Source organism: Methanogenium sp. S4BF (assembly GCF_029633965.1).
Taxonomy (GTDB): domain Archaea; phylum Halobacteriota; class Methanomicrobia; order Methanomicrobiales; family Methanomicrobiaceae; genus Methanogenium.
Window position 1 is genome coordinate 1695161 of sequence record NZ_CP091277.1, and the last position, 20570, is coordinate 1715730.

The following is a 20570-nucleotide window of genomic DNA, read 5'->3' on the forward strand; positions in this document are numbered from 1 at the left end:
AACAACACCCCCCCAAATGAAACAGAGGAGAATATACCCGGGGGACAGGCAAAGTCTGAAGGGAACCCGGGCATGTTTCTCTGCCACCAAATAGGACAGGCAGTGATTATTCACTGCTCTATTGACAGCATTACTGACCTTCCTTCAGACCCATACCTCTTTCTGAGAAAATCCGTGCAGAGGAGCCTTTGCCCTGCCGATTTGTATGAATAAGCGATTTTGGCTGTTATCCGCGTAATTCTCATCCCCGTACATCACCGGACCCCTTTTCATCCCGCATGGGAGTGCCCTCCCCGGATTCTGATTTCCCTGAAGAGAAACACATTTTGCTTCACAGCAGGATAGTGTACTCAACCACAGCGGGTGATTTCTGTTCATGGCGCTTTTTGATAATTTATTCGGACAGGGAGACCAGAATCCCTGGATTGAAAAAGGGAAAAATCACTTCACCCAGGGCAGATATGAAGAGGCTGCCCGGGATCTGGGAAAGGCCCTTGATATCGCTGACGACCCCGCCATCCATTATCTGCGGGGAGAGGCATTCTTTTATCTTGGGGAACCGATGCAGGCCGCCCGGGAATTCCGGGCCAGTGTGGAGAAAAATCCGGAGGACATCGCCGGGTGGGAGTCATTCGGTGAAGCTCTGATGCGGACCGGCAGTTATGCAGAGGCCGTGAAATGCTACGACGTCGTCACCGCACACCGGCCGGATGCCCTGAACGGATGGCTCAGAAAGACCGACTGCCTTGAACGCCTTGCCCGCTACTCCGATGCAGCAGCGGCCGCCGAGGCGGCACTCAGGATTGACCCGGATGACCGCAGACTTCGCGAACGGGCGGCACGGCTCCACCTGCGGGCCGGCAATACGGGAGACGCACTCACCTACCTCACCCAGGTGCTGAAGTTTTGCCCCGACAACACCGAACTGCTCACGCTCACCGGTGATGCCCTGGAACGGGCAGGGAGGCGAAAAGAGGCGGCCGAAGTCTATGCACGGGTCCTGGAGACAGACGGGAATGCGGTGGCTGTTGCAATGCGGTTTGCCGGACTCTGTGAATCCCTTGGACGGTTTGGCGAAGCGGCAGATGCCTACCGTAAGGCCGCAATGGCCATGCCGGAGAATCCGGTGCCCGGATATTACCGGGCAGCCTCCCTCTTCTGGAAGGGAGACTTCCGTGAATGTGCACAGTCACTCGAGATTGTGGTGAAGAAAAATCCGGAGGATATGCAGGCGTGGTACCTGATGGGCGCCTCTTTGGAGCACACCGGCGACTACCGCCGGGCAGCCGACTGTTTTGATGCAATGCTCCGTGTGGACCAGACAAACAGTCTCGCCTGGTACCACCGCGGCATCTGCCTCTCCGGCCTCGGCCAGTATGACGAGGCATATACCAGCCTCAGGAAAGTCACCGAAGAGGATAACGACGGGGCGGTCTCATGGATCAGCACGGAGGCTGAACTCAGCCTCTTCTCGAGTGACAAGCGAAACAAAGGCGTCCGGTCCATGGACATCGATGTCCGGATGAATGCCCTTGCTGCGATGCAGGCAGATGCTCTCATGCACCTCGGCCGGGAACGTGAAGCCATCACCCTGTACTCGCGTCTTATCGACGCAGACAGAAACGACCTCAGCGCCTGGCGCCGGAAAGGCGAAGCACTCATGCATATCGGGGACTATGCACGGGCAACTGAGGCCCTCACCCATGTAACGGCTGCCGAAGCGGGTGACTGGAACTCAGTCATCCTGCTGGGCGATGCATGCCTGCACACCGGCAACACAGCACAGGCTGCCGCACACTATGCCGCGGCGATCCAAGCCGGGATAACAGACCGGAATGCACGCAGAAAACTGGGAATCATCTATCAGACGTCCGGGGATCATGCAAAGGCCCTTGCCGTGTTTGACCGCATCCTGGAAGAGCACCCCGGCGATCCGGGCATTCTCGCCCTGAAGGGCAGCTCCCTTCTCGAGATGGGCCGGTATGAAGCAGCCCTTGATGCACTGGAACCGGTTGATGCAAAGGCAGGGACGGATCTTGTTGTAAAGCGCCAGATGGCTTCTGCCCTGGAATACTTAGGCAGATACCGGGAGGCGCTGGAGGTCATCGAAGAGGCCCGTGCGATTGCACCTGCAGATATCAGCCTGCTTGCCCAGAAGGCGGCCCTCTTAGAGAAGGCAGGGGACCTCGAGGATGCAGCCGGAGTCTATATTCAGGTGGTTGAGGCGGAACCCGGCCGGGCGGGAGCATCGCTGCGTCTCGGCGAGTCCCTTGCCTCCCTCGGAAAGTATGATGAGGCGATATTCTTCTTCCAGCGGTCCCTTGAACGCAATCAGGAGAATACCGATGCCTGGATCGCCCTCGGGCAGACATATCTGCGCAAAGGAGACATGGAAGACGCACGAAAATGTCTCATATCTGCCGCAAAGACCCGGCCCTCCGATCCGGCGGTGCATTACGAAGCCGGGCGAATCGGGCTCGCCCTCGGAAACACCGGTGAGGCGCTGGCATCCTTTGACCGGACCCTCAGCCTGAAGCCGGACCACGCACCGGCACTCCGCGAGCGGGCCGCAGCCCTTCTTGCGACCGGACGGGCAGCGGAAGCGGCGGACGCGTTCTCTGCCTATCTCCGGATCGTCCCCGCTGACAATACCGCCCGCAGCCTCCGGGCCCGTGCCTATGAGAAGGCAGGACGGTTCACAGACGCCGCAGCCGAATACCGGGAGGTGCTCGCCGTCAACCCGCATGATACCGACAGCTGGCTCTCCCTTGCCGCCTGTCTGCTCTTCACCGGCGAGTATGCGGCGGTCGCTGATGTCACCGAAAAAATCACCGCCATTGACCCCGAAAACTGTCAGGCATGGGAATACCGGGCATCTGCCCTGGAGCGGCTCGGCCGGTACGAAGAGGCGGCCAAAGCCTACCGGACCGCGTTCTCATCCGGCGGCAGGAGTACCCTGATGCAGATGCGGCTTGGGAGCACGATGATGCATGCGGGGGACTATGCCGGGGCGGCCCGGGTCTTCTCGGAGGCGGCGGCGGCAGAACCGGACCGGGCAGAACCGAAGTATCTGCTCAGCGAGGCAGCCCTCGCCGCAGGTGACCTGAAAGGCGCACTCGCGGCAGCAGAGGCGTTCAGGGACGCAAATCCGGACATGGCCTATGCCCGCTTCTTCGCAGGCACACTCTACGAACGCATGGGGAGAATGGACGAGGCAGTCACCGCCATCCAGTCGGCGATTGAGGCGGACCGGAAGAACGGCACCTACTGGGCTGTGCTCGGCGCCGTGCTTACCTCTGCAGGAAAATACCAGGATGCAGGAAAGGCGTTCGACCAGCTCACCGCCCTCGGGGGCGGGACGGCTGCCGCATGGTACGGGAAAGGGCGTGCCCTTGCAGAGACCGGCCGGTATGAACAGGCCATTCCCTGTTTTGAGGAGGCCGTCAAGGCAAACCCCTCAGACGATGCCGCACGCTCCCGCCTGGGTGCCGCATACATGGCTGTCGGACGCTTCAAAGAGGCCGCAGCGGCTCTGAATATGCTCTCTTCTGGTGATGAAGAGACATTCTGACGTTTTTTTTACCCGCAACCATTCCGGCCGAAAAGGGATTGGACGTGCATCACACCCATTTCATCATAATGCGGGGCCGATTGTTATTTTCGCTAGTAAATGACCATTCATTTATCAAATTAACGAAGAACAACCATAATTCTGCAATAGGATTATATATTTTTAAAAGATAGTGCTAGTCACCCTGAAAAAGGTGATAATTATGGGAATTGGAGATAATCTTGGCGAATCCTTTGAGTATGCAAAGGAAGCACTGGTAGGAAAATGGGTCCGGTGGATTCTGCTTATCATCATCAGCATCATTCCGATAGTAGACTTTATTCTGTATGGTTACACCATCCGGGTGCTCCGGGGTACAAAACCGGCACCCGAACTTGAGGATTATGTGCAGCTCTTCATCGACGGACTGTTGTATTTTATCATCTCAGTCATATGGATGATTCCTGCAATCATTGTTGCCGTGATTCTCATCGGCGGATCCATCGGCGTTGCAATGGCATCCGACCCGGCTGTGGCAGGTGCGGCGATCGCAGGCATGGGCCTCGGCCTCCTGATCACGATGATCGTCGCCATCCTCTGCGGACTGTTTGCCACCATCGGCATTGTCCGGTTTGCACGGATGGAGAAGTTCGGCGAGGCATTTGCGTTCGGCGCAATCAAAGATAAGATCGGTGAAATCGGCTGGGTCAACTATATCATCGCACTCATCGTGATGGGTATCGTGGTTGGAGTCATCTACTTTGTTCTTGCGCTCATCCCGATCATCGGATGGCTGCTCATGTTCATTATGATCCCGTTCCTTGCCATCTTCTCGTCACGGTTCATCTGCAACCTGTATGACAGTGCATAAACAGCCTGAAATACACATAAAACCCCTCCTTTTCATTTTTTGCAGCACTACCGGGATAGTGCATTCAGCTCACAGAAATTAGTCAGACCATTTATTCATACCCTGAAACCGGGAGCCATTTCGTTCACGACCGCCCACTACGGGAAATTACTTCCCTGAATGCAGGGTGGACACGCTCTGCCGGACATCCGGATGGCATACCGGAGTTGCAGAGAAATAATGCAGCCGGTATGACGAAACAATCAGTCATTATCGTAGCAAATGACAGGTTATTCTTCTCTTTTTACAAAAATTATCTCCATTCCGGAATAAGATTAAATATTTTTAAGAGATAGTGCTATTTACCCCTGAAACAAGGTGAATACTATGGCAATTGGAGAAAATCTTGGCGAATCCTTTGAGTATACAAAGGAAGCCCTGTTCGGAAAATGGGTTCGGTGGATCCTGCTTATGATCATCAGCATCATCCCCATTGTGAACTTTATCCTGTATGGCTACACCATCCGGGTGCTCCGGGGAACGAAACCGGCACCTGAGCTGGAAGACTACGTGCAGCTCTTCATCGACGGGCTGTTGTATGTGATCATCTCGATCATATGGATGATTCCGGCGATCATTGTTGCCGTGATTCTCATCGGCGGGTCCGTCGGCGTTGCAATGGCATCCGACCCCGCTGTGGCAGGTGCGGCAATCGCAGGCATGGGCCTCGGCCTCCTGATCACGTTCATCATCGCCATCCTCTGCGGACTGTTTGCCACCATCGGCCTTGTCCGGTTTGCACGGATGGAGAAGTTCGGGGAGGCATTTGCTTTCGGGGAAATTAAAGACAAAATAGCAGCTATTGGCTGGGTCAACTACATCATCGCACTCATCGTGCTGAGTATTGTGGTTGGAGTCGTTTACTTCGTCCTGACACTCATCCCGATCATCGGATGGCTCCTGATGTTCATTCTGGCTCCGTTCCTTGCCATCTTCTCGTCACGGTTCATCTGCAACCTGTACGACAGTGCATAAACAGCCTGAAATACTCAAAACCACCCTCTTTTCATTTTTTTAATTCAGGAAACGGAAGAGAAGGCAGTGCCTTCTCCTGCATATTCCTGCATATGAATGCCACAATGCTGTCCGATACAAAAAGCAGGAACCCCATGGAAAACGACCGTCCAGCGTCCAGGGTATTCTTCTCAAACGATATGACTGCCTGCTCAACCGCAGACACCCCGATACCTCAAAGAGCAGGGGCACAACACATTCAGGGATCAGCCGTCCCTTACACGAAACAATGGGAAAAGAGGATGAAAAAAGACATTAAGAGAATATCTTTGCCGACAGAACCCCGGCTCCTCCAGGGAAACAGCCAACGGCATTGTGTTCTCTTGCGTCCTGATGGAATAGAAAGGATGTGACGATCTAAATGGCAGCATGATCTGCTCCAAAGGCAGTGCAATCCCTGTTAAATCGATAGCCTGAACCTATTCAGAGTTTTCGGTTGCTCCCTCAGGTGCAGACCCTCCTGCGGCATTCCCGTCTGTTCCCGTGAACAGATCAATGAATGAAGAAAAACACTCGTACATCGTCACCGTAAACGGAGTTTTTGTCTGCAGTTCAGCCTCACCCGTCACCGCCCCTCCAATACAAAATCCAACCATCAGGACAAGTATAAAACCTGTCACCATCATTATCCTGAGCCCCATACCTCTTCATACCCCCCCGGGTTATATGGCGTGAGGAATAATATGCCGAACAGCATAAATAATTTTCGCCCATATTTGCATTTCCTGAGCAGATTTTATATTGAAGGACAATTCGTTTGTTATGGCCCGTATTCGATCCACCAGACCACAAAACGGACCCATTCTTCAGGTATCATCCCGTTGCCGGTGCAAAAACCATCGGGACGGACAGGCCGTTTTATCCCGATAGCAGCAGGGATTCCCGTCATCATCGAACAGACAGCCTGCCTCCCGGCTTCGTCAGGCACAAGACCCCATGCCACCTCATCTGCAATGTGGAGGACAGCGGCAGTGGCCGCCACCAGCACCGGATCCGTGGCACGTACCCGGAGGGCAGCCAGAAAGGAGACCCGGTCCTGCACACCGGGAAGGGCAGCGGCAGCCTCCCAAAAATCCTCTTCCCCGATGCCGAAGCGTGCGAGCCGGACCAGCATGTTGTGCTGACTCGCAGGCCCGAGGCCGGTCTGCCGGGCGAGTGCGTCCCGCGTCGCCTCCCGGACGCACCGCCCGATGAGTTCTCCCAGTTTTGCGTGCTTGCCCGCGTTGGTAAGATAGAGTGGATGGGCAGGGTTGCTTACGATTGTGATCATATCCGTCCCGGACCCGGTGGCAATGCCTGCTGAGTAGCAGGACGGGGCCATCAGCTCCTGGAGCACAGACGCCTTCGCTTCCGCGGCCATCATCACCGTACGGGCCATGGTCTCCGGCGGAAGCGAAGCACCGATGATAAGGAGGGTGTTGATTGTCCCCCCAGCATCACCAAATTCACCGTTCTCTTCGTAAAACGAGGCCGGGTCGCCGGCCCGGCCACCGTTCGCCTCGATGCCGCCCGTTACGACCGCGGTCACCGTGAGGTCACGGAAGGTATGCGTGACAGTGGCGGCATTGCACATATCCGCCTTTGTGAGCATTCCCGTCGACAGATCAGGGTCAAAGCCGAGGCGGGCGGCGGTGAGGCGGAGGTATCCCTCAACGCTCCCCCCTTCGAGTGCATCCGACCGGCAGGCATCCTCCGACAGATGGTGGTTGAAGACCATCCGGATGCCTTCCCGGTAGCCGCCGTTCAGCCATGAGGTGGAGAGCACCGCCCGGCCCGGCGGGAGTACGGCCACGATACTTGTTTCGTCACGGTACACCGTCTCCCCCCCTTCGGTCTTACAGAGAACGACGTTTCCATCACCAGTACTCACTTCCGTCATGACCCACCGAAATTTTACGAATAGTTAGTATTCAGAACGCAGAACAGATAAATTCGGATGATTTGCCCTACCTGCCGGAAAATACCCTCATCCGGCATTCGTTACCCACCAATATGGAACACAGCAAAGAGATAGTAAAGTGCAACCGCGATCAGAAAGAGGCCGGACCCGATGCGGATGGGGACCGCCCGGCGGATGAGAAACCCGGTGACTCGGCGGGTGCGCTCCTCCGAGAGGAGGGAAAGCAGCAGAAGGGGCAGCGCCATCCCGACCCCGAAGAAGAGGAAATTGATAAAATTGTCCAGAAATGCGAGGGCCGTTGACGATAGGGAAAAGAGGACGACGATGCCCGCCGGGTTGCAGGGGAGGGCGATGAGGCCGAAGAAGAGGCCGAAGAGAACGGCGGCGGCATAGGGCGATGCGGCACCGGGGGCGGTGACATGCGGCAGGAACCGGGAAAGGTCGATGCCTGCGATCATCAGCACACCCAAAAGAGCGAGGAACCCGAAGAGCAGGGGTGAGAGAACGGTCGTCACCTCATCGGCGGAGAGGCCAAAGAGGGTAATGACGACAAAGCCAAAGAGCAGGCTTGCTGCAAGCACTCCCCCGGTGACGCAAAGCCCGAGGTACAGGGGCCGGGCCCGTGACCCTGCAGCGCACTGCCCGGCAAGAAAGGCCAGATACCCGGGATAGAGCGGGAGGACACAGACGGCACCCAGGGGAGTGAGCACTCCTGCCAGAAACGAGAGAGCCCATGAGAGGAGGAATGGAACGCTCATGCACAGGAGTCGGATACCGACTGCCACACCTCTTCTGATGATTTCAGCCCGTTTCTCAGTTTATAAGCAGTGTTTCCCGTCGGACAGAAGAGAACAACCGGGGCATATGCGGGTACAAGCATATCCCTCCCCCACCCTTCGACAAGGCCTGTAGTAAGAGAAGCCGGGGACGCAGCCATGATCACCGTAAGCCCGTTATCCTCCGCATGAGCCTCCAGGGCCCCTGCCGACACCGACGCATCCAGGGAGAGGCCGACGACAACGACATCCTGCGGATAGTCAGCCTGCAGGCGGGTAAGTTCGCCAAGCTGGGCGGTGCAGATGGGACAGGAAAGGGTGAATGTCTGCACGATGACCGTCTGCCCCCCGTCCCGCAGGCCCTGTAGCGTGACCGTCTCCCCGGTGAGGGCATCCGTGAGCGGAACCGTGAGCCATCCCGCAGATGAGATGTCATACGGCCTCGCAGCCCCGGGATCGCCGGGAAACAGCAAAGCCGCCACAATCACAATGCCGACGAGAGCGATGAGGAGCAGAACGAGAATAGTTTTCTTCTCCATATGTCACCATGACATGAAAGAGAATATAATACCTCCGGGAAAAAAGGGCGAATGTCTCTTACCAGAAACGGGTTTTTGACACCGCAAGGGCCTCTACTGCCGGGAGGGTCTTCCCGGTTAAAAATTCAATGCAGGCGCCGCCGCCGGTGGAGATATGGGAGAACATCTGGTCAATGCCCATCGATTCGATGACCGCCGCGGTGTGTCCACCGCCTACCACGGAGAATTCTGCGGCTGCAGCGGCCCGCAGGATTTCATTGGTGCCGGTCGCAAAGAGCGGGTCTTCAAAGACGCCGGCAGGCCCGTTTAAGACCACCGTGCCGGATTCACGGATGAGATCCGTTATGGGGCCGATGGATTCAAGGCCGCAGTCAAGGACCGGCAGGTCAGGGATGGCCGTGACCGGACACTCATCGCGGGAGTCACCGGTACGGACCGCGACCGTCTCCGGCAGAACAACCTTATCCCCGTATCCGGCAAGAATATCACGTGCCTTCTCGACCTCCGGGAGGTAGCCGAGCTTGCGGATGAGATCTTCGGATGGCGATCCGATACTTATGCCCTGTGCCTTGAAGAAGACATTTGCCACCACGCCGACTGCGATGACCCGGTCTGCGATGCCGCCGGAGAGGACATTTGCCGCCACATCGAGGGAGTCATCCACCTTGGTGCCGCCGAGGACAAAAGTGACGGGCCCCGGTGCCCCGGAAAGGACCCGCGAGAGGGTGGCAATCTCTTTTTCCATGAGAAGCCCCGCCACCGCAGGCATCGCACGCGGGAGGCCGACGATGGTCGGCTGCGACCGGTGTGCGGTGCCGAATGCATCGTTCACGTAGAGATCCCCCATGGCGGCGAGATTGCGCACCAGATGCGTCCCGAGGGCATCTTCACCTGACATCTTCAGGTTCTCTTCGGCATTGAACCGGACATTCTCGAGCATCAGGACGTCGCCGTTCTCCATCTCCGCCACCGCATCACGGGCGCATCGCCCGAATATATCATCAATGTAGGTGACCGGACGGCCGATGAGGCGCTCCAGCCGGGCGGCATGAGCCTCCAGCGTGGTGAAATCCTTCTTCTGCGGACGGGACTGATGGGTGATGACCACACACTTTGCATCACCCAGCGCCTGCACCGTCGGTGCATGTTCCCGGAACCGTTTATCGTCAAGGATGATACTGGAGGCAGGATCTATCGGGGAGTTAAAATCGACACGCAGGAGTACGGTTTCACCGGCAGTTTCCGTTTCAGTGAGCGTTGCGAATTTCATATTATATTACACCTGGGGGGCACGAAAGAGAACAGACGGTTTTCTCTCTATGGATTATCATTTGCACCGGATTTGCAATATTGGTTTCTTCGGGAAAACGGTGCAGGGGCAGGCACGGTCACTTCACCCCATACCGGCGGACATGCTCCCAGGCACGGTGGCAGGCTTCGGCACCACTACGGTCACGGTATATTCCGGTATCCTCCCGGCAGTAGAGCACGCGGTCCTCACCCACCGGGCAGACCTTGACACAGACGCCGCAGGGAGAGCGGTAGTGTTTGGCAAGGCTCTGGCTGTATCCGGCGCAGGTGGCTTTATCCGTCAGGCCGTCCGGGTAATCCTCTTCACTGAGCGCCTGCACAGGACACTGTTCAACACACTGCATGCACCGGGTGCAGAGCATGCCCTCCATCACCGGGTCGGACGCAAGGGAAGCTGCCGTAAGGACCGACCCAAACCGGACACGTGGCCCATACTGCGGGGTAAGGAGCATATTATTGACGCCGAAGGTGCCGAGCCCCGCAAGGTATGCCGCATGCCGGTGGGAAAAGAAGGCCACCGGGGTGTCCACCAGCACACTCACATGCCCATACCCGTCCCGGGGGACAGAGACGGACGGATACCCTGCTGAATTGAGATACTCCGCCAGCCGGTAAGTATACTGGTCAAGGAGACTGTTGATGGTGCGATATTCCTCGCGGTACCAGATGGAGGGCGACGTCTCGAGGGCGGGAAGATGCACCGGGAGACCGATCACCAGCACGGACTGTGCTTCGGGCCATACGGAACGGGGATAGAATGCCTCCGGCATATCGGGATTGAGGGACAGGTCCTCCCACCGGGAGACATGGGCCATGCCCAACAGAGGAATATCCATCCCGCGGCATTTTGTCTGTATCATCTGCTTCAGGTCATCAGTCATAAAAACCAGTCAGTCTCCTTCTCTTGCGTGCAAGGGGAAAAGGACTCCCTTTTTTTACCTGCAGATGCAGGAGGAGCGGCAGCAGGAGTCATGCGGCCGAAACAGATCAAAGCGAAACTGACCATTCAGGGAACAAATGGGAAAACAACAGACAGGACAACCTGCCGGAAGAAACGAAATAGTAAAAGTAGGATACTAATAAGGTATTAGTATCTGGGTTTTCTGTGCTTTGGGAAGCAATCGTTGCAGTACACAGGTCTTCCCTCTGTAGGCTTGAATGGAACGTCACATTCCTTTCCGCAGTCTGCGCAGGTTGCCTTATGCATTTCGCGGGGCCCGCCAAAGGAGCGCTGTCCGCCATCGTGACCACGGCTTCCGCCCCGGTAATTGTTTCTGTCGTTCATGAGATAAACTCAGATAAATAGAGGTCGTATGAGATAATAGATATTCGCATCACACCCATTTTTTGCGCAACGGCAGAAGTATGGCAATATTCAGATTACATGACAGGATATCGTTTGAAACGATACAATCACCCCATAACCGCAGGGTTCATGCAGACACAATTTTCTTCCGGAATCAACCAGATACCTGCGCGGCGGATGGTGCCGCATACCTGCGCCACAGTGGCACAATCTGTCCATCCCGGCACAGAACAGAACTGCCAAAACAGCAGGCCATCCCCGGCAGCGGCCGGAGGGATGACTGCGGGCCGGGAGGATTTTTTACCCAACAGACCAAGTACAATGCGACAGCAGGGCAGGGTAACTGTCTGCAGCACCCGCACGGCAGAGGGCAGGCCCGCAATCCCCGCCACCTCCGGAAACGAGGCTTAAGAAATGGATAACACAAATCGTCCCCGAAAACAGACCAACGGGAAGGAAATAAACCCGATTGAAGAGAAATTTGAAAAAGGCCTCTGGAGCATCCGGTATATTGTACTGCTGGGTGTCCTCTTCGGCGCGCTATCGGCCATCGTACTCTTTGTGGCAGGCTCGCTTGAGATCTATTCGACGCTCGTCGATTTCATCTTCAAATCGAACGCCCATGTCGGCCACGAAGAGATCCTCATAGCGATCATCGGCGCCATCGACTTCTACCTGATAGCCCTCGTCCTGTTGATCTTCACCTTCGGCATCTATGAACTCTTCATCTCCAAAATTGATATCGCCCATGAGGAAGGGGAGTTCGGCAATATCCTTGAGGTGAAAAACCTCGATGACCTCAAAAACAAGATCGTGAAGGTCATCATCATGGTCCTCATCGTGAGTTTCTTCCAGCGGATTCTCTCGATGGAATTTTCCACCGCCTATGACATGCTTGCCATGGCAATATCCATCTGTGTCATCTGTGTGGGCGTCTACTTTTTGGGACGCCATTAACTCATTTTTCCAAAAATCAGTTCCGATTTTTTCATGCTATGGAAAGTTTCAGCACATCAGCATCCGGAAATCAGACACCTGCCCGCAAGAGAGAAAGAGAGAAACGGGCATGATGGGAACGACATCTGATCTGTGTGCAACCAGAGGTATCCTACTCTTTTTTAATCGTCCGTTTCCCATGCTGATCAGACCTTATACGACCCGGTGCCTGAGATGAATATCCCCCTAATCCGAAGAATCCTCCCGGCAGGAGTTGCAGGAACTGCCGTGATAACCGCCCCCGTCTGCGCAGCCGTCTGCCCGAAAGGCATCGGCAACTGTCCCTACCCCGGCAGATGCATGCTCTTCACGGATGCGGATGGCAACAGGCTCTGCGACTTTACGCTGACGGACGGGGGCACCACGCCGCCGGACGGTTCTGCATCCACCGGCACAGCCATCGATACCGCATCATCGGTCTCACCGGACCAGGCCCTTGCAGGCGGTGCAGACATCCTCATGGGAAGCACCGTTCTTCTCTGGGCAATGCTCTTTCTGGTCTTCAATGCCGGAATTCTCTGGTTCATGCACTCCGGGAGGGCAGGGATTTCAAGGGAACTGAATGCAGGCACCATCGCACTTTCATCCCTTATATCCCTCGGCATATCCGGCATCGCTGTGTACCTTCTGACCGGTGACGTCTCCCTCGGGTCCTCGGGAGCTGTCGTCTATATGCTCGCAGGGACCGTCCTTGCCACAGTTGTCTGGTCACGCGGCCTGATGAGCAAAAAGACAGCTTTCCTCCTGCTCGCGGTGACGACCGCATTCGGATTTGTCTTCGCAGCCCCCCTCATGCCGGTATATTTCTACGGCCTTGCGGCAGCGCTGGGGGACATCAGGGTTATCGCACCGGGCATGGCGGCCATCATCATCCTCGTGATGCTGACCTTTGTCACCGGAAGAACCTTTTGCGCCCATATCTGCCCGGTAGGGACCATTCAGGAGCTCGCATCCCGCGTGCCCGGGAGGAAATATCTGATACAGAACCGTGCGGTTCCGCAGGGAGTACGGCTGGTGGTGCTTGCCGGAGCCATCATTGGCATTCGGTATTCTGTGAATATTCCGGCATACACGGGGGTGGAGGCATTCTTTTCCTTCGCCCTGACAACAGGTGCCCTCGTCTTTGCGGCAGTCCTTGCCGTTTCGGTGGTTGTCTACCGTCCGCTCTGCCGATTCCTCTGTCCCTTCGGTGCGGTCTTTTCGGCCTGCACAGCGGCAGGAAAGACCTGCGTCACCCGGACCGAGGCTTGCATCAACTGCAGAAAATGTGAAAAGGTCTGCCCGACCGGTGAGGCGGGGCCGTGGGAAAGAAAGCCGGAATGCTATCTCTGCGGGCGCTGTATTGATGTCTGCCCCGTTGAAGGGGCACTCACCTTCACCGATCCCGTCTCCCGGGATGTAAAGGAATAAACGCCCCCGTCCGGCAGGATGAAAGACAGACACCGGGCACACACACCCCTTGAGAAAGGACTATGCACCGGGAGGGCGAGACATCTGTCGTGTGGACCCCTCCTATATTCTCCTCTTTCTGGTATTCGGCCTCGTCTTCGGCATCGCAGGGACACTCACCGTGTTTGCCGCGGGTTGTCTCCCTGTTGACCGGCGGGTGGCAGGGCCGGGGATATTTCTCTGCGGGTGTGCGGCCTCAGTCTGGTACAATCTTCAGATGCCCCCCACACCGTTTGTTCCGATACCCCTTCTCACCACAGCAACCGGATTTCTGATTCATCCGCTCTTCTTTGCAGGAGGTGCACTCGTCATATCCGGGTTCAGCAGATATATCCCATGCCTGAGAAAGGAGACGGTATTTCCTGCCCTGTTCTTTACCGGCGGCATCACCGCACTGCTGGGTGGACTGGGATTATATACCGCCCTGTCTTTACTGACAGGCAGAACTGATTTTGCGATTATTCATGCACTTCTTACCGGAATTGTCGACGCATCCATCGCTGTGGTCTTCTTTATTGGTGCATGTGAAGTCCGCACGCTGATGCAGGAGAACTGTGACCGGCGTGCGCCGGAGAGGTAAGGGAAATCCCTTCCACCGGCTGAGCAGGCAATGCGGATTTCAAAGGAGCGGGCGCACATGCCAAAAGACTGAAGTGATGGCACACTGACCACCCTGTAATGATCTCTGCCTCATCGCCTGCGTTTATTCTGGTCTTTCTGGTCTTCATGCAGGGCCTGACAACAGCTGTACTCGGCGGCATCCTCTATGCAGCCCTCTCACTGATGCCTGCCAGGGGATGGGTGAAGGCAGGTGCTGCTCTCGGATGCGCCTTCGCGGGAGCAGTAATCTTTGCTGCGATGGGAAATGTGACCGGGATGGGGCCTGCAACCATTTTTGGCGGAATTTTTCTCACCGTTGCCGGGCCGCTCATCATCCTTTCACCGATCTTCATCCTCGCAGAACGACCGGAATACACACCCTATGCAGGCATCATGACGGTGATTGCGGCACTCTTCTGTGCTGCAGCCACCGGAGGACTCATTCAGGCCCTGAACATCACCGCATTTCTGGGCGCGGGGTCACCCATGTTCCCGCCTGCCATCCTGTACCTCTTCTCCTTTGGTATCATGGGCGGCATTCATATCGTTCTCGGGGCAGAGTTCTTCATTTTCGCCTGTCTGGTTCGGCAGGGGCGGGAGGAGAAGCGTGGCAATAAAGCAGGAGAATGAGAGGGGGGGTGCCCCTGTTTTTTCCGGACAAACCAGCAACAGAGACGGGGGAGTCCCGGGAACCGCGGCACAGGAGCAGACCCCGTTACACCGCACCGGACCACTAAGACTAATAAACTATGCAGGCGAAAAATTTCGCTATGATTCGGAAAACAATTACCGTTCTCCTTTCAGCCGCATTTCTTGTTTCCATGGCTTCTGCCATGACAGGAACCGTCGGCGGCGATATCGGGTATTATAACGTGAATGCAGGAATAAGCGGAGCATCTGTTTACTTCGATAATGACTATAAGGGCGAGACAGGTGGCACGGACGGCTCACTCCTTGTCGATGTCTATGTAACAGGCACCCCGTACACCACCTACAGCGTGGAGAAGCAGGGATATGAGACCTACTCCGGCAAAATAACCCAGTACCCGTCGGCAGGCGAGATCATCCAGCTCTCCGCGACCCTCGAACAGCAGATGATCGGCGGCGACAAGGGCTACTACAAGGTTGTTACCAATGGTGTCGCGGGCGCATCCGTCTACCTCGACAACGACTATAAAGGTCTGACCGGGAATGACGGCACTCTGACCGTTGAGGTATACACCACCGGCACCCCGTACACCACCTACAAGGTAGAAAAGGCCGGGTACACCACCTATGACGGCAGGATCACGGATTATCCCGCAGAAGGCCAGATCGTCGAGCTCGACGCTACGCTGGATATGATCCCGGTGACCGCACCCGTGACCGAGCCCACACAGAGCCCCTTCCCCCTGGCAGGAGTCTTCGGACTGGCAGCACTCGGTGCAATTGTCCTTTCCCGGAAGGAATAATCCTCTTTTTTTCCTCAGTCCGGCAGGGTCAGGATTTCACAGCGAAGCGTTTGTTCCCAAAGGGCCGGTAATGCACTCCGTTTTACCCGCAGCAGCAGTGCCACATCATTCCTGCCGTCACCGCCTGCGGAGGACTGATGCTTGCCGCAGGACAACCGGCTGATCAGACCCTCCCCCGGGGCAGACTGCAAGACCATATTTCAGCAGCGACAATATCATATGAGTGACCATGACCGCAGAGAAGATCCCCATCGGAGCGTTCTCGGACGTGACACGCCTCTCGAAGAAGGCACTGTACTGTTATGAAAAGAAGGGACTCCTGGTTCCGGTGGAGCGGGACATCTGCAGCGGATACCGGTATTATTCACCCGGTCAGATTGAACGCGGCATCTGGATTGGAAGCCTCTGCAGCCTCGGGTTCACGCTGGACGAGACAGCCCGGATTCTCTCCGAAGAGGACCGGAACAGTCCGGTTGTCCAGACGCTTCTTAAAAACCGCCTCCGGGAAACACGGGTGGAGATGCAGCGGCTGTCCATGGTCGAGCGGGTCCTCGCAGCAGACGACCCGTTTGAGGAGCTGTTTAAAATGGAACTGAACAACTGGACGAAAAAAGATATCCCTCCCATCCGTGCGATGACCATCCGTGGAGAAGGGCCGTATGAAGCACTGCTCACCGAACTCATCGGCAGAATCTGTCGTGAGATGGCATCACCCGAGAACGCCAGGAACTCGGTCCGCGCCGTGGGCCCCATCGGATCGGTTTATGTCGGGGAGGACTGTGACGAGACCGGCGGTCTGGTGGAAGTGATACTGCCGGTCGCCGGTAAACTGACCATTGCAGACCCTGATGTCGAGGTAAAGACCCTGCCCGCCGTGACGGTGATCTCGGTCATCTGCAAAGGGCCCTACCGCAATCTCGGACTGGCCCACACACGGATGTATGCCTATCTGGAGGAGAACAAATTTACCTGCACCGGATCTCCCCGTGAACTCTACCTGAATGATCCGTCGGAAACGCCGGAAGAGGAACTCCTCACCGAGATCCAGTATCCGGTGGGCTGAAACAGGATAAAAACATCTTTTTTGCATCCCGTTCACCCCATCCCTTTATTACGTTATCCTGCAAGGACAGATCAGGGACTCCCGAAAGAGAGGAACAGTGATGGATCAGGAAACGCATGAGACACCGGGGCCACGGATTGAGATCGCCTCCCGGAACGTGATGATTGACAGAAAAGCAGACATCCGGCTGCGGGGATTTAAACCCCACGCCAAAGTGACCGTTACCACGGAGACGATGGATGACGACGGCAGACACTGGCAGGGAGTCGTTCCATATACCCTGAACCCGCAGGGATGTCTGGAGATTGCCTCTGCAGAATCTGACGGTGAGAGTTTTGACGAAATAGACCCATGGGAGATTTTTGACTCCATGCGCCCGGTCGATGAGCCGGACGAACCGGTACCGCTCTTTGCAAAGACAACGACCGATCCACTGCTGATTGAGATCCGGGCCCGGGCAGCCAACGGTGATTCCGCACGGGGCAGCCTGAGGCTCCATGTCTTTAACGATGCGACGACCGTCAGGGAAGAGGTCCGGGACGGCCCCCTGCAGGGCACCCTCTTCTGCCCGACAGGGGACGGGCCGTTTCCGGTGGTCATCTGTCTCGGTGGTTCGGACGGCTGGTTCACCGAGCCCCGCCCGGCACTGCTGGCATCCCACGGCATCGCCACATTCTCGGTGGCCTACTTCGGGAGAAAACCACTCACCGAAGAGCTCTGCCAGGTGCCGCTCGAGTTTTTTGACCGTGCCGTTGCCTTTCTTGAGGCATACCCTGCCGTGGATGCCAGACGGATGGGCATCTACGGCTACTCCAAGGGCGGAGAACTGGCGCTGCTTCTTGCGTCCCGCACCGAACGGGTGCGGGCGGTGGCCGCATACTCGCCGTCCTCTGTTGTCTGGCAGAGCCCGAAGGCAGGGGCGCCAAAGAGTTCCTGGACCGCAGATAAGGTGCCGCTTCCCTTCATGCCGATGCATTTCTCAGGGATGAAGCTGCTGAAGCTCATGAGCGGGCGCCCGATTGCCTTCCGTGAGGTCTATGAACAGGGCATGCAAAAACACCCGGAGAAGAGGGAGAAAACCCGGATTCCGGTCGAAAATATTCATGGTCCCGTCTTTTTGGTCTCCGGAACCGAGGATGCGGTCTGGCCCTCAGACCGGATGGCAGATGCCGTGGAGGCATCCCTGAAGGCTGCGGGCGTGCCGGTGACCCACCTGAAATACCGCGGGGCAGGCCACCTCACCACCCTTCCCGGACTGCCTGCACCGGAGATCATGGACACCCTGATTTTCGGCGGTTCGTCTTCCGAATCCTCCCGTGCGCTGGAGGATGCCTGGCAGAAGATGGTGGCATTCTTTACAGAAACCCTCTGATCCCTTCCTTTTTTAAACCGTCCCGTCCACGGACACCAGCCCGGTCCATACCGTTTCCGTCATCTGTCTGACTTCTGAAAGGCAGACCCGGAGCACCGGCGAGGGGCTCCCTGTACGGGGTGCATCTTCCTGATTCCTCCGGTGCCACAGAAAGGCTCAATACCACACCGGACAATCAGCAACCAAATCCCGTGGTGGACGGGGGGAGAAAAGAGACAATGCTGGTGATGGCCTTTAACGGAAGCCCGCGGAAAGGGTGGAATACGGCAACGCTGCTTGAACATGCATGTGAGGGGGCGGCATCGGCAGGGGCCGAAGCGCGGCTCATCCATCTTATCGATCTGGACTTCTCCGGATGCACAAGCTGTTATGCCTGCAAACGGCTGGGGGGAAACAGTTACGGGAGGTGCGCCATCGAAGACGACCTGACGCCCCTGCTTGCAGAGGTGGAGGAGGCGGATGCAGTCATCCTCGGGACGCCGATCTATCTGGGTGCAGAGAGCGGACTGATGCGCAATCTGATGGAGCGGCTCTTCTTCCCCTACATCACGTACAGCGACGGGCCAAACATCTTTCCCAGGGATGTCAGGGGAGGATTTATCTACACGATGAACATGAACAGGGAACAGCTGGCCGACATAGGCCTGCAGAGCAGGGTCGATCTGAATGAATACCTTCTGCGGGCGGTGTTCGGCGATGGGGAGTCGCTGCTCTGCTGCGACACCTATCAGTTCAGCGATTATGCCCTCTATGAGAGCAGTATATTTGACCCGGACGCGAAGGCAAAGCGGCGTGCAGAGGTCTTCCCGCAGGACTGTGAGGCCGCCTATGAAATGGGGGCCCGGCTTGTCAGGGGGGCCTGATCCACGGTATCTGTTCTTCGTAGTGCCGGACCCCGTGTGACCGGTTCCGGCAAATCGGGCACCGTTGCGGGTGAGGGGAACACAGTATATGAGGGGGAACACGAACACGAATGATACCGTGAGTATCAGACGGTTTGGCTGCCGGAGAAACAACAATGCAGCAGGCACCTCTCCCTGTGGCGTTGTAACGCTTTTTTTTGCGGGGATGCTCGTCCTCAGCCTCCTGCTCATCACCCCTGCCGCCGCCCATGTCCCCCTCACCTCCGGCGGCAATGCCCACATCGATGACGCCTTTCCCGTCGCCGACCCGACGAAGTCATGGGTGGTCTACGGAGCACTCTCCGGCGGCGGGGACGTCCGGTATTACCGGATGGATATGGAAGCGGGCGACGAGCTGCGCCTGAGCCTCTTTACGCCGGAGGGGGCGGCATCGTTCGTGCCGGGGATTGTCGTGACGGGCCCGGGACTCCCCTCCGCCGGGGCACTTCCCCCGTTTGTGGAGATGCCGCACCCCGACGGCGGGCACCATGATGAAGACCATATGAACCCCCTCACCGGGGAGCCGATGGACGATGCCGGCGGGGAAACGGCAGCCTATGGTGCGGTAGTCATCGAAGGGACGGTTCCCGCCGGAGCGGAGTTTGAACCGTTCACCCCCTCGGCCCTCTATCCGGCAGCGGGGTACTCCCATGACGTGGCCGAACCGGGTGTCTGGTACGTGGCAATCTATGCCCCGGAGACCTCCGCATCGGGCGGCAACTTCGGGCTTGCCGTCGGTTACCGGGAGGAGTTCACCCTGTCCGAGTGGCTGCTCGTCCCGTTCTCGGTTCTGGGGATCCACCGGTGGGAGGGGCAGTCGTGGATGCTCATCCTCGGGCCGCTGGCGGTGGTCATGGGGGCGGGGTTCGGACTGATTTTCCGCCGGGGCCGGCAGAACAACAGGGAAGGGATGCCCATCGACGGGCCATTCGGGTGGCTCACGGTAACCGCGGGACTCCTCTTTCTGGGGACCGGGGTGATGCTTCTTGTACAGACGCTCATCGCACTCTCAAAGGCCGGGATGACCGCAGCGGCCATCCTTCCCGCAGTCTATATTACGGCCGCCGTCCTCCTCGGAGCGGTTGCTCTCCGGGCCGGTCTGCACAGCACCGGCTGGGGAATAAAGACGGACGGGGTGCTGATGGCTGTCGTGGGAATTGTGGCGCTCGTTGTGTGGGCAGGACTTCTTATCGGCCCGGCGTGTGCGATTGCAGCAGGTGCGGGGGCGCTTGTATGGGGCAGGAAGATAACCATTTAAGCGGGATTGTCTCGAAATCAGACAATCCATCCGGTACCCTGCAGGATGGATAATCCGGTATCATTCGGTGTGGTGACATACCGTTTGATCCGATGCAGGTACGCAAAAGCAGTGAGACAAAAACATACAAAATGAGAAGTGAACGACCCCCTTATTCTGAAGACAATATCGGC

21 protein-coding genes are annotated in these 20570 nt (G+C 57.0%); 12 read left to right on the plus strand and 9 right to left on the minus strand.

Annotated elements, in window-relative coordinates; genetic code table 11:
• The first annotated feature begins 376 nt into the window (after positions 1-376).
• The 3 genes from L1S32_RS08170 (at position 377) to L1S32_RS08180 (ending at position 5435) form a co-directional block, all read left to right on the plus strand.
• Positions 377-3571, plus strand: coding sequence for a tetratricopeptide repeat protein (locus L1S32_RS08170; RefSeq protein ID WP_278154529.1), 3195 nt, complete (start codon positions 377-379; stop codon positions 3569-3571).
• A gap of 202 nt (positions 3572-3773) precedes the next feature.
• A complete protein-coding gene (locus L1S32_RS08175; protein WP_278154530.1) occupies positions 3774-4421 on the plus strand; it encodes a DUF4013 domain-containing protein in 648 nt (215 codons plus the stop codon).
• Between the two features lie 366 nt (positions 4422-4787).
• Positions 4788-5435: a DUF4013 domain-containing protein gene (locus L1S32_RS08180; protein ID WP_278154531.1), complete on the plus strand. Its 648-nt coding sequence runs from the start codon at positions 4788-4790 to the stop codon at positions 5433-5435.
• A gap of 458 nt (positions 5436-5893) precedes the next feature.
• On the opposite strand, the gene L1S32_RS08185 is transcribed toward L1S32_RS08180, so the two are convergent.
• The 8 genes from L1S32_RS08185 to L1S32_RS08220 form a co-directional block, all read right to left on the minus strand.
• Positions 5894-6115, minus strand: a complete 222-nt coding sequence (locus L1S32_RS08185; protein WP_278154532.1) for a hypothetical protein — start codon at positions 6113-6115, stop codon at positions 5894-5896.
• 119 nt (positions 6116-6234) lie between these two features.
• A complete protein-coding gene (locus tag L1S32_RS08190; RefSeq protein WP_278154533.1) occupies positions 6235-7344 on the minus strand; it encodes an adenosylcobinamide amidohydrolase in 1110 nt (369 codons plus the stop codon).
• 110 nt (positions 7345-7454) lie between these two features.
• Positions 7455-8159, minus strand: coding sequence for a cytochrome c biogenesis protein CcdA (locus L1S32_RS08195; RefSeq protein ID WP_278154534.1), 705 nt, complete (start codon positions 8157-8159; stop codon positions 7455-7457).
• Complete coding sequence (locus tag L1S32_RS08200) at positions 8129-8689, minus strand: redoxin domain-containing protein (RefSeq protein ID WP_278154535.1); 561 nt, start codon at positions 8687-8689, stop codon at positions 8129-8131. Before L1S32_RS08200 ends, L1S32_RS08195 begins: the two co-directional genes overlap by 31 nt.
• Positions 8690-8747: 58 nt before the next feature.
• A complete protein-coding gene (locus L1S32_RS08205; RefSeq protein WP_278154536.1) occupies positions 8748-9959 on the minus strand; it encodes a phosphoglycerate kinase in 1212 nt (403 codons plus the stop codon).
• Between the two features lie 118 nt (positions 9960-10077).
• Positions 10078-10881: a 4Fe-4S binding protein gene (locus L1S32_RS08210; protein WP_278154537.1), complete on the minus strand. Its 804-nt coding sequence runs from the start codon at positions 10879-10881 to the stop codon at positions 10078-10080.
• 206 nt (positions 10882-11087) lie between these two features.
• Positions 11088-11285 (minus strand): CxxC-x17-CxxC domain-containing protein, encoded by a 198-nt coding sequence (locus L1S32_RS08215; protein WP_278154538.1) that lies wholly within the window; start codon positions 11283-11285, stop codon positions 11088-11090.
• A gap of 128 nt (positions 11286-11413) precedes the next feature.
• Entirely contained in the window at positions 11414-11698 is a 285-nt protein-coding gene (locus L1S32_RS08220; RefSeq protein ID WP_278154539.1) for a hypothetical protein, read from the minus strand.
• Positions 11699-11720: 22 nt separating this feature from the next.
• Here L1S32_RS08220 and L1S32_RS08225 point away from each other — a divergent pair, with 22 nt between their 5' ends.
• The 5 genes from L1S32_RS08225 (at position 11721) to L1S32_RS08245 (ending at position 15802) form a co-directional block, all read left to right on the plus strand.
• Entirely contained in the window at positions 11721-12263 is a 543-nt protein-coding gene (locus L1S32_RS08225; RefSeq protein WP_278154540.1) for a YqhA family protein, read from the plus strand.
• Positions 12264-12476: 213 nt separating this feature from the next.
• Positions 12477-13712: a 4Fe-4S binding protein gene (locus L1S32_RS08230; protein WP_278154541.1), complete on the plus strand. Its 1236-nt coding sequence runs from the start codon at positions 12477-12479 to the stop codon at positions 13710-13712.
• Positions 13713-13761: 49 nt separating this feature from the next.
• Positions 13762-14331 carry a hypothetical protein gene (locus tag L1S32_RS08235; RefSeq protein ID WP_278154542.1) on the plus strand — a complete coding sequence of 190 codons (570 nt, stop codon included), beginning with the start codon at positions 13762-13764 and terminating at the stop codon, positions 14329-14331.
• Positions 14332-14429: 98 nt separating this feature from the next.
• Entirely contained in the window at positions 14430-14981 is a 552-nt protein-coding gene (locus tag L1S32_RS08240; protein ID WP_278154543.1) for a hypothetical protein, read from the plus strand.
• Positions 14982-15121: 140 nt separating this feature from the next.
• A complete protein-coding gene (locus tag L1S32_RS08245) occupies positions 15122-15802 on the plus strand; it encodes a hypothetical protein (RefSeq protein ID WP_278154544.1) in 681 nt (226 codons plus the stop codon).
• 14 nt (positions 15803-15816) lie between these two features.
• On the opposite strand, the gene L1S32_RS08250 is transcribed toward L1S32_RS08245, so the two are convergent.
• Positions 15817-15993 carry a hypothetical protein gene (locus tag L1S32_RS08250; RefSeq protein ID WP_278154545.1) on the minus strand — a complete coding sequence of 59 codons (177 nt, stop codon included), beginning with the start codon at positions 15991-15993 and terminating at the stop codon, positions 15817-15819.
• A 38-nt stretch (positions 15994-16031) separates the two neighbouring features.
• Here L1S32_RS08250 and L1S32_RS08255 point away from each other — a divergent pair, with 38 nt between their 5' ends.
• The 4 genes from L1S32_RS08255 to L1S32_RS08270 all read left to right on the plus strand — a co-directional run bounded on the left by L1S32_RS08255 (position 16032) and on the right by L1S32_RS08270 (position 20397).
• Complete coding sequence (locus L1S32_RS08255) at positions 16032-16865, plus strand: GyrI-like domain-containing protein (protein WP_278154546.1); 834 nt, start codon at positions 16032-16034, stop codon at positions 16863-16865.
• 100 nt (positions 16866-16965) lie between these two features.
• On the plus strand, positions 16966-18237 hold the full coding sequence (locus L1S32_RS08260) for an acyl-CoA thioester hydrolase/BAAT C-terminal domain-containing protein (RefSeq protein WP_278154547.1): 1272 nt from the start codon (positions 16966-16968) through the stop codon (positions 18235-18237).
• A 119-nt stretch (positions 18238-18356) separates the two neighbouring features.
• Complete coding sequence (locus tag L1S32_RS08265; protein WP_278154548.1) at positions 18357-19100, plus strand: flavodoxin family protein; 744 nt, start codon at positions 18357-18359, stop codon at positions 19098-19100.
• An 88-nt stretch (positions 19101-19188) separates the two neighbouring features.
• Complete coding sequence (locus L1S32_RS08270; RefSeq protein ID WP_278154549.1) at positions 19189-20397, plus strand: hypothetical protein; 1209 nt, start codon at positions 19189-19191, stop codon at positions 20395-20397.
• Positions 20398-20570: the final 173 nt, after the last annotated feature.

What these genes read in the sequence shown, in the direction of transcription:
- L1S32_RS08170 (WP_278154529.1), top strand. Translation starts at nt 377, where the DNA reads ATGGCGCTTTTTGATAATTTATTCGGACAGGGAGACCAGAATCCCTGG.
- L1S32_RS08175 (WP_278154530.1), top strand. Translation starts at nt 3,774, where the DNA reads ATGGGAATTGGAGATAATCTTGGCGAATCCTTTGAGTATGCAAAGGAA.
- L1S32_RS08180 (WP_278154531.1), top strand. Translation starts at nt 4,788, where the DNA reads ATGGCAATTGGAGAAAATCTTGGCGAATCCTTTGAGTATACAAAGGAA.
- L1S32_RS08185 (WP_278154532.1), bottom strand. Translation starts at nt 6,115, where the DNA reads ATGGGGCTCAGGATAATGATGGTGACAGGTTTTATACTTGTCCTGATG.
- L1S32_RS08200 (WP_278154535.1), bottom strand. Translation starts at nt 8,689, where the DNA reads ATGGAGAAGAAAACTATTCTCGTTCTGCTCCTCATCGCTCTCGTCGGC.
- L1S32_RS08205 (WP_278154536.1), bottom strand. Translation starts at nt 9,959, where the DNA reads ATGAAATTCGCAACGCTCACTGAAACGGAAACTGCCGGTGAAACCGTA.
- L1S32_RS08210 (WP_278154537.1), bottom strand. Translation starts at nt 10,881, where the DNA reads ATGACTGATGACCTGAAGCAGATGATACAGACAAAATGCCGCGGGATG.
- L1S32_RS08215 (WP_278154538.1), bottom strand. Translation starts at nt 11,285, where the DNA reads ATGAACGACAGAAACAATTACCGGGGCGGAAGCCGTGGTCACGATGGC.
- L1S32_RS08225 (WP_278154540.1), top strand. Translation starts at nt 11,721, where the DNA reads ATGGATAACACAAATCGTCCCCGAAAACAGACCAACGGGAAGGAAATA.
- L1S32_RS08230 (WP_278154541.1), top strand. Translation starts at nt 12,477, where the DNA reads ATGAATATCCCCCTAATCCGAAGAATCCTCCCGGCAGGAGTTGCAGGA.
- L1S32_RS08240 (WP_278154543.1), top strand. Translation starts at nt 14,430, where the DNA reads ATGATCTCTGCCTCATCGCCTGCGTTTATTCTGGTCTTTCTGGTCTTC.
- L1S32_RS08245 (WP_278154544.1), top strand. Translation starts at nt 15,122, where the DNA reads ATGATTCGGAAAACAATTACCGTTCTCCTTTCAGCCGCATTTCTTGTT.
- L1S32_RS08255 (WP_278154546.1), top strand. Translation starts at nt 16,032, where the DNA reads ATGACCGCAGAGAAGATCCCCATCGGAGCGTTCTCGGACGTGACACGC.
- L1S32_RS08260 (WP_278154547.1), top strand. Translation starts at nt 16,966, where the DNA reads ATGGATCAGGAAACGCATGAGACACCGGGGCCACGGATTGAGATCGCC.
- L1S32_RS08270 (WP_278154549.1), top strand. Translation starts at nt 19,189, where the DNA reads ATGAGGGGGAACACGAACACGAATGATACCGTGAGTATCAGACGGTTT.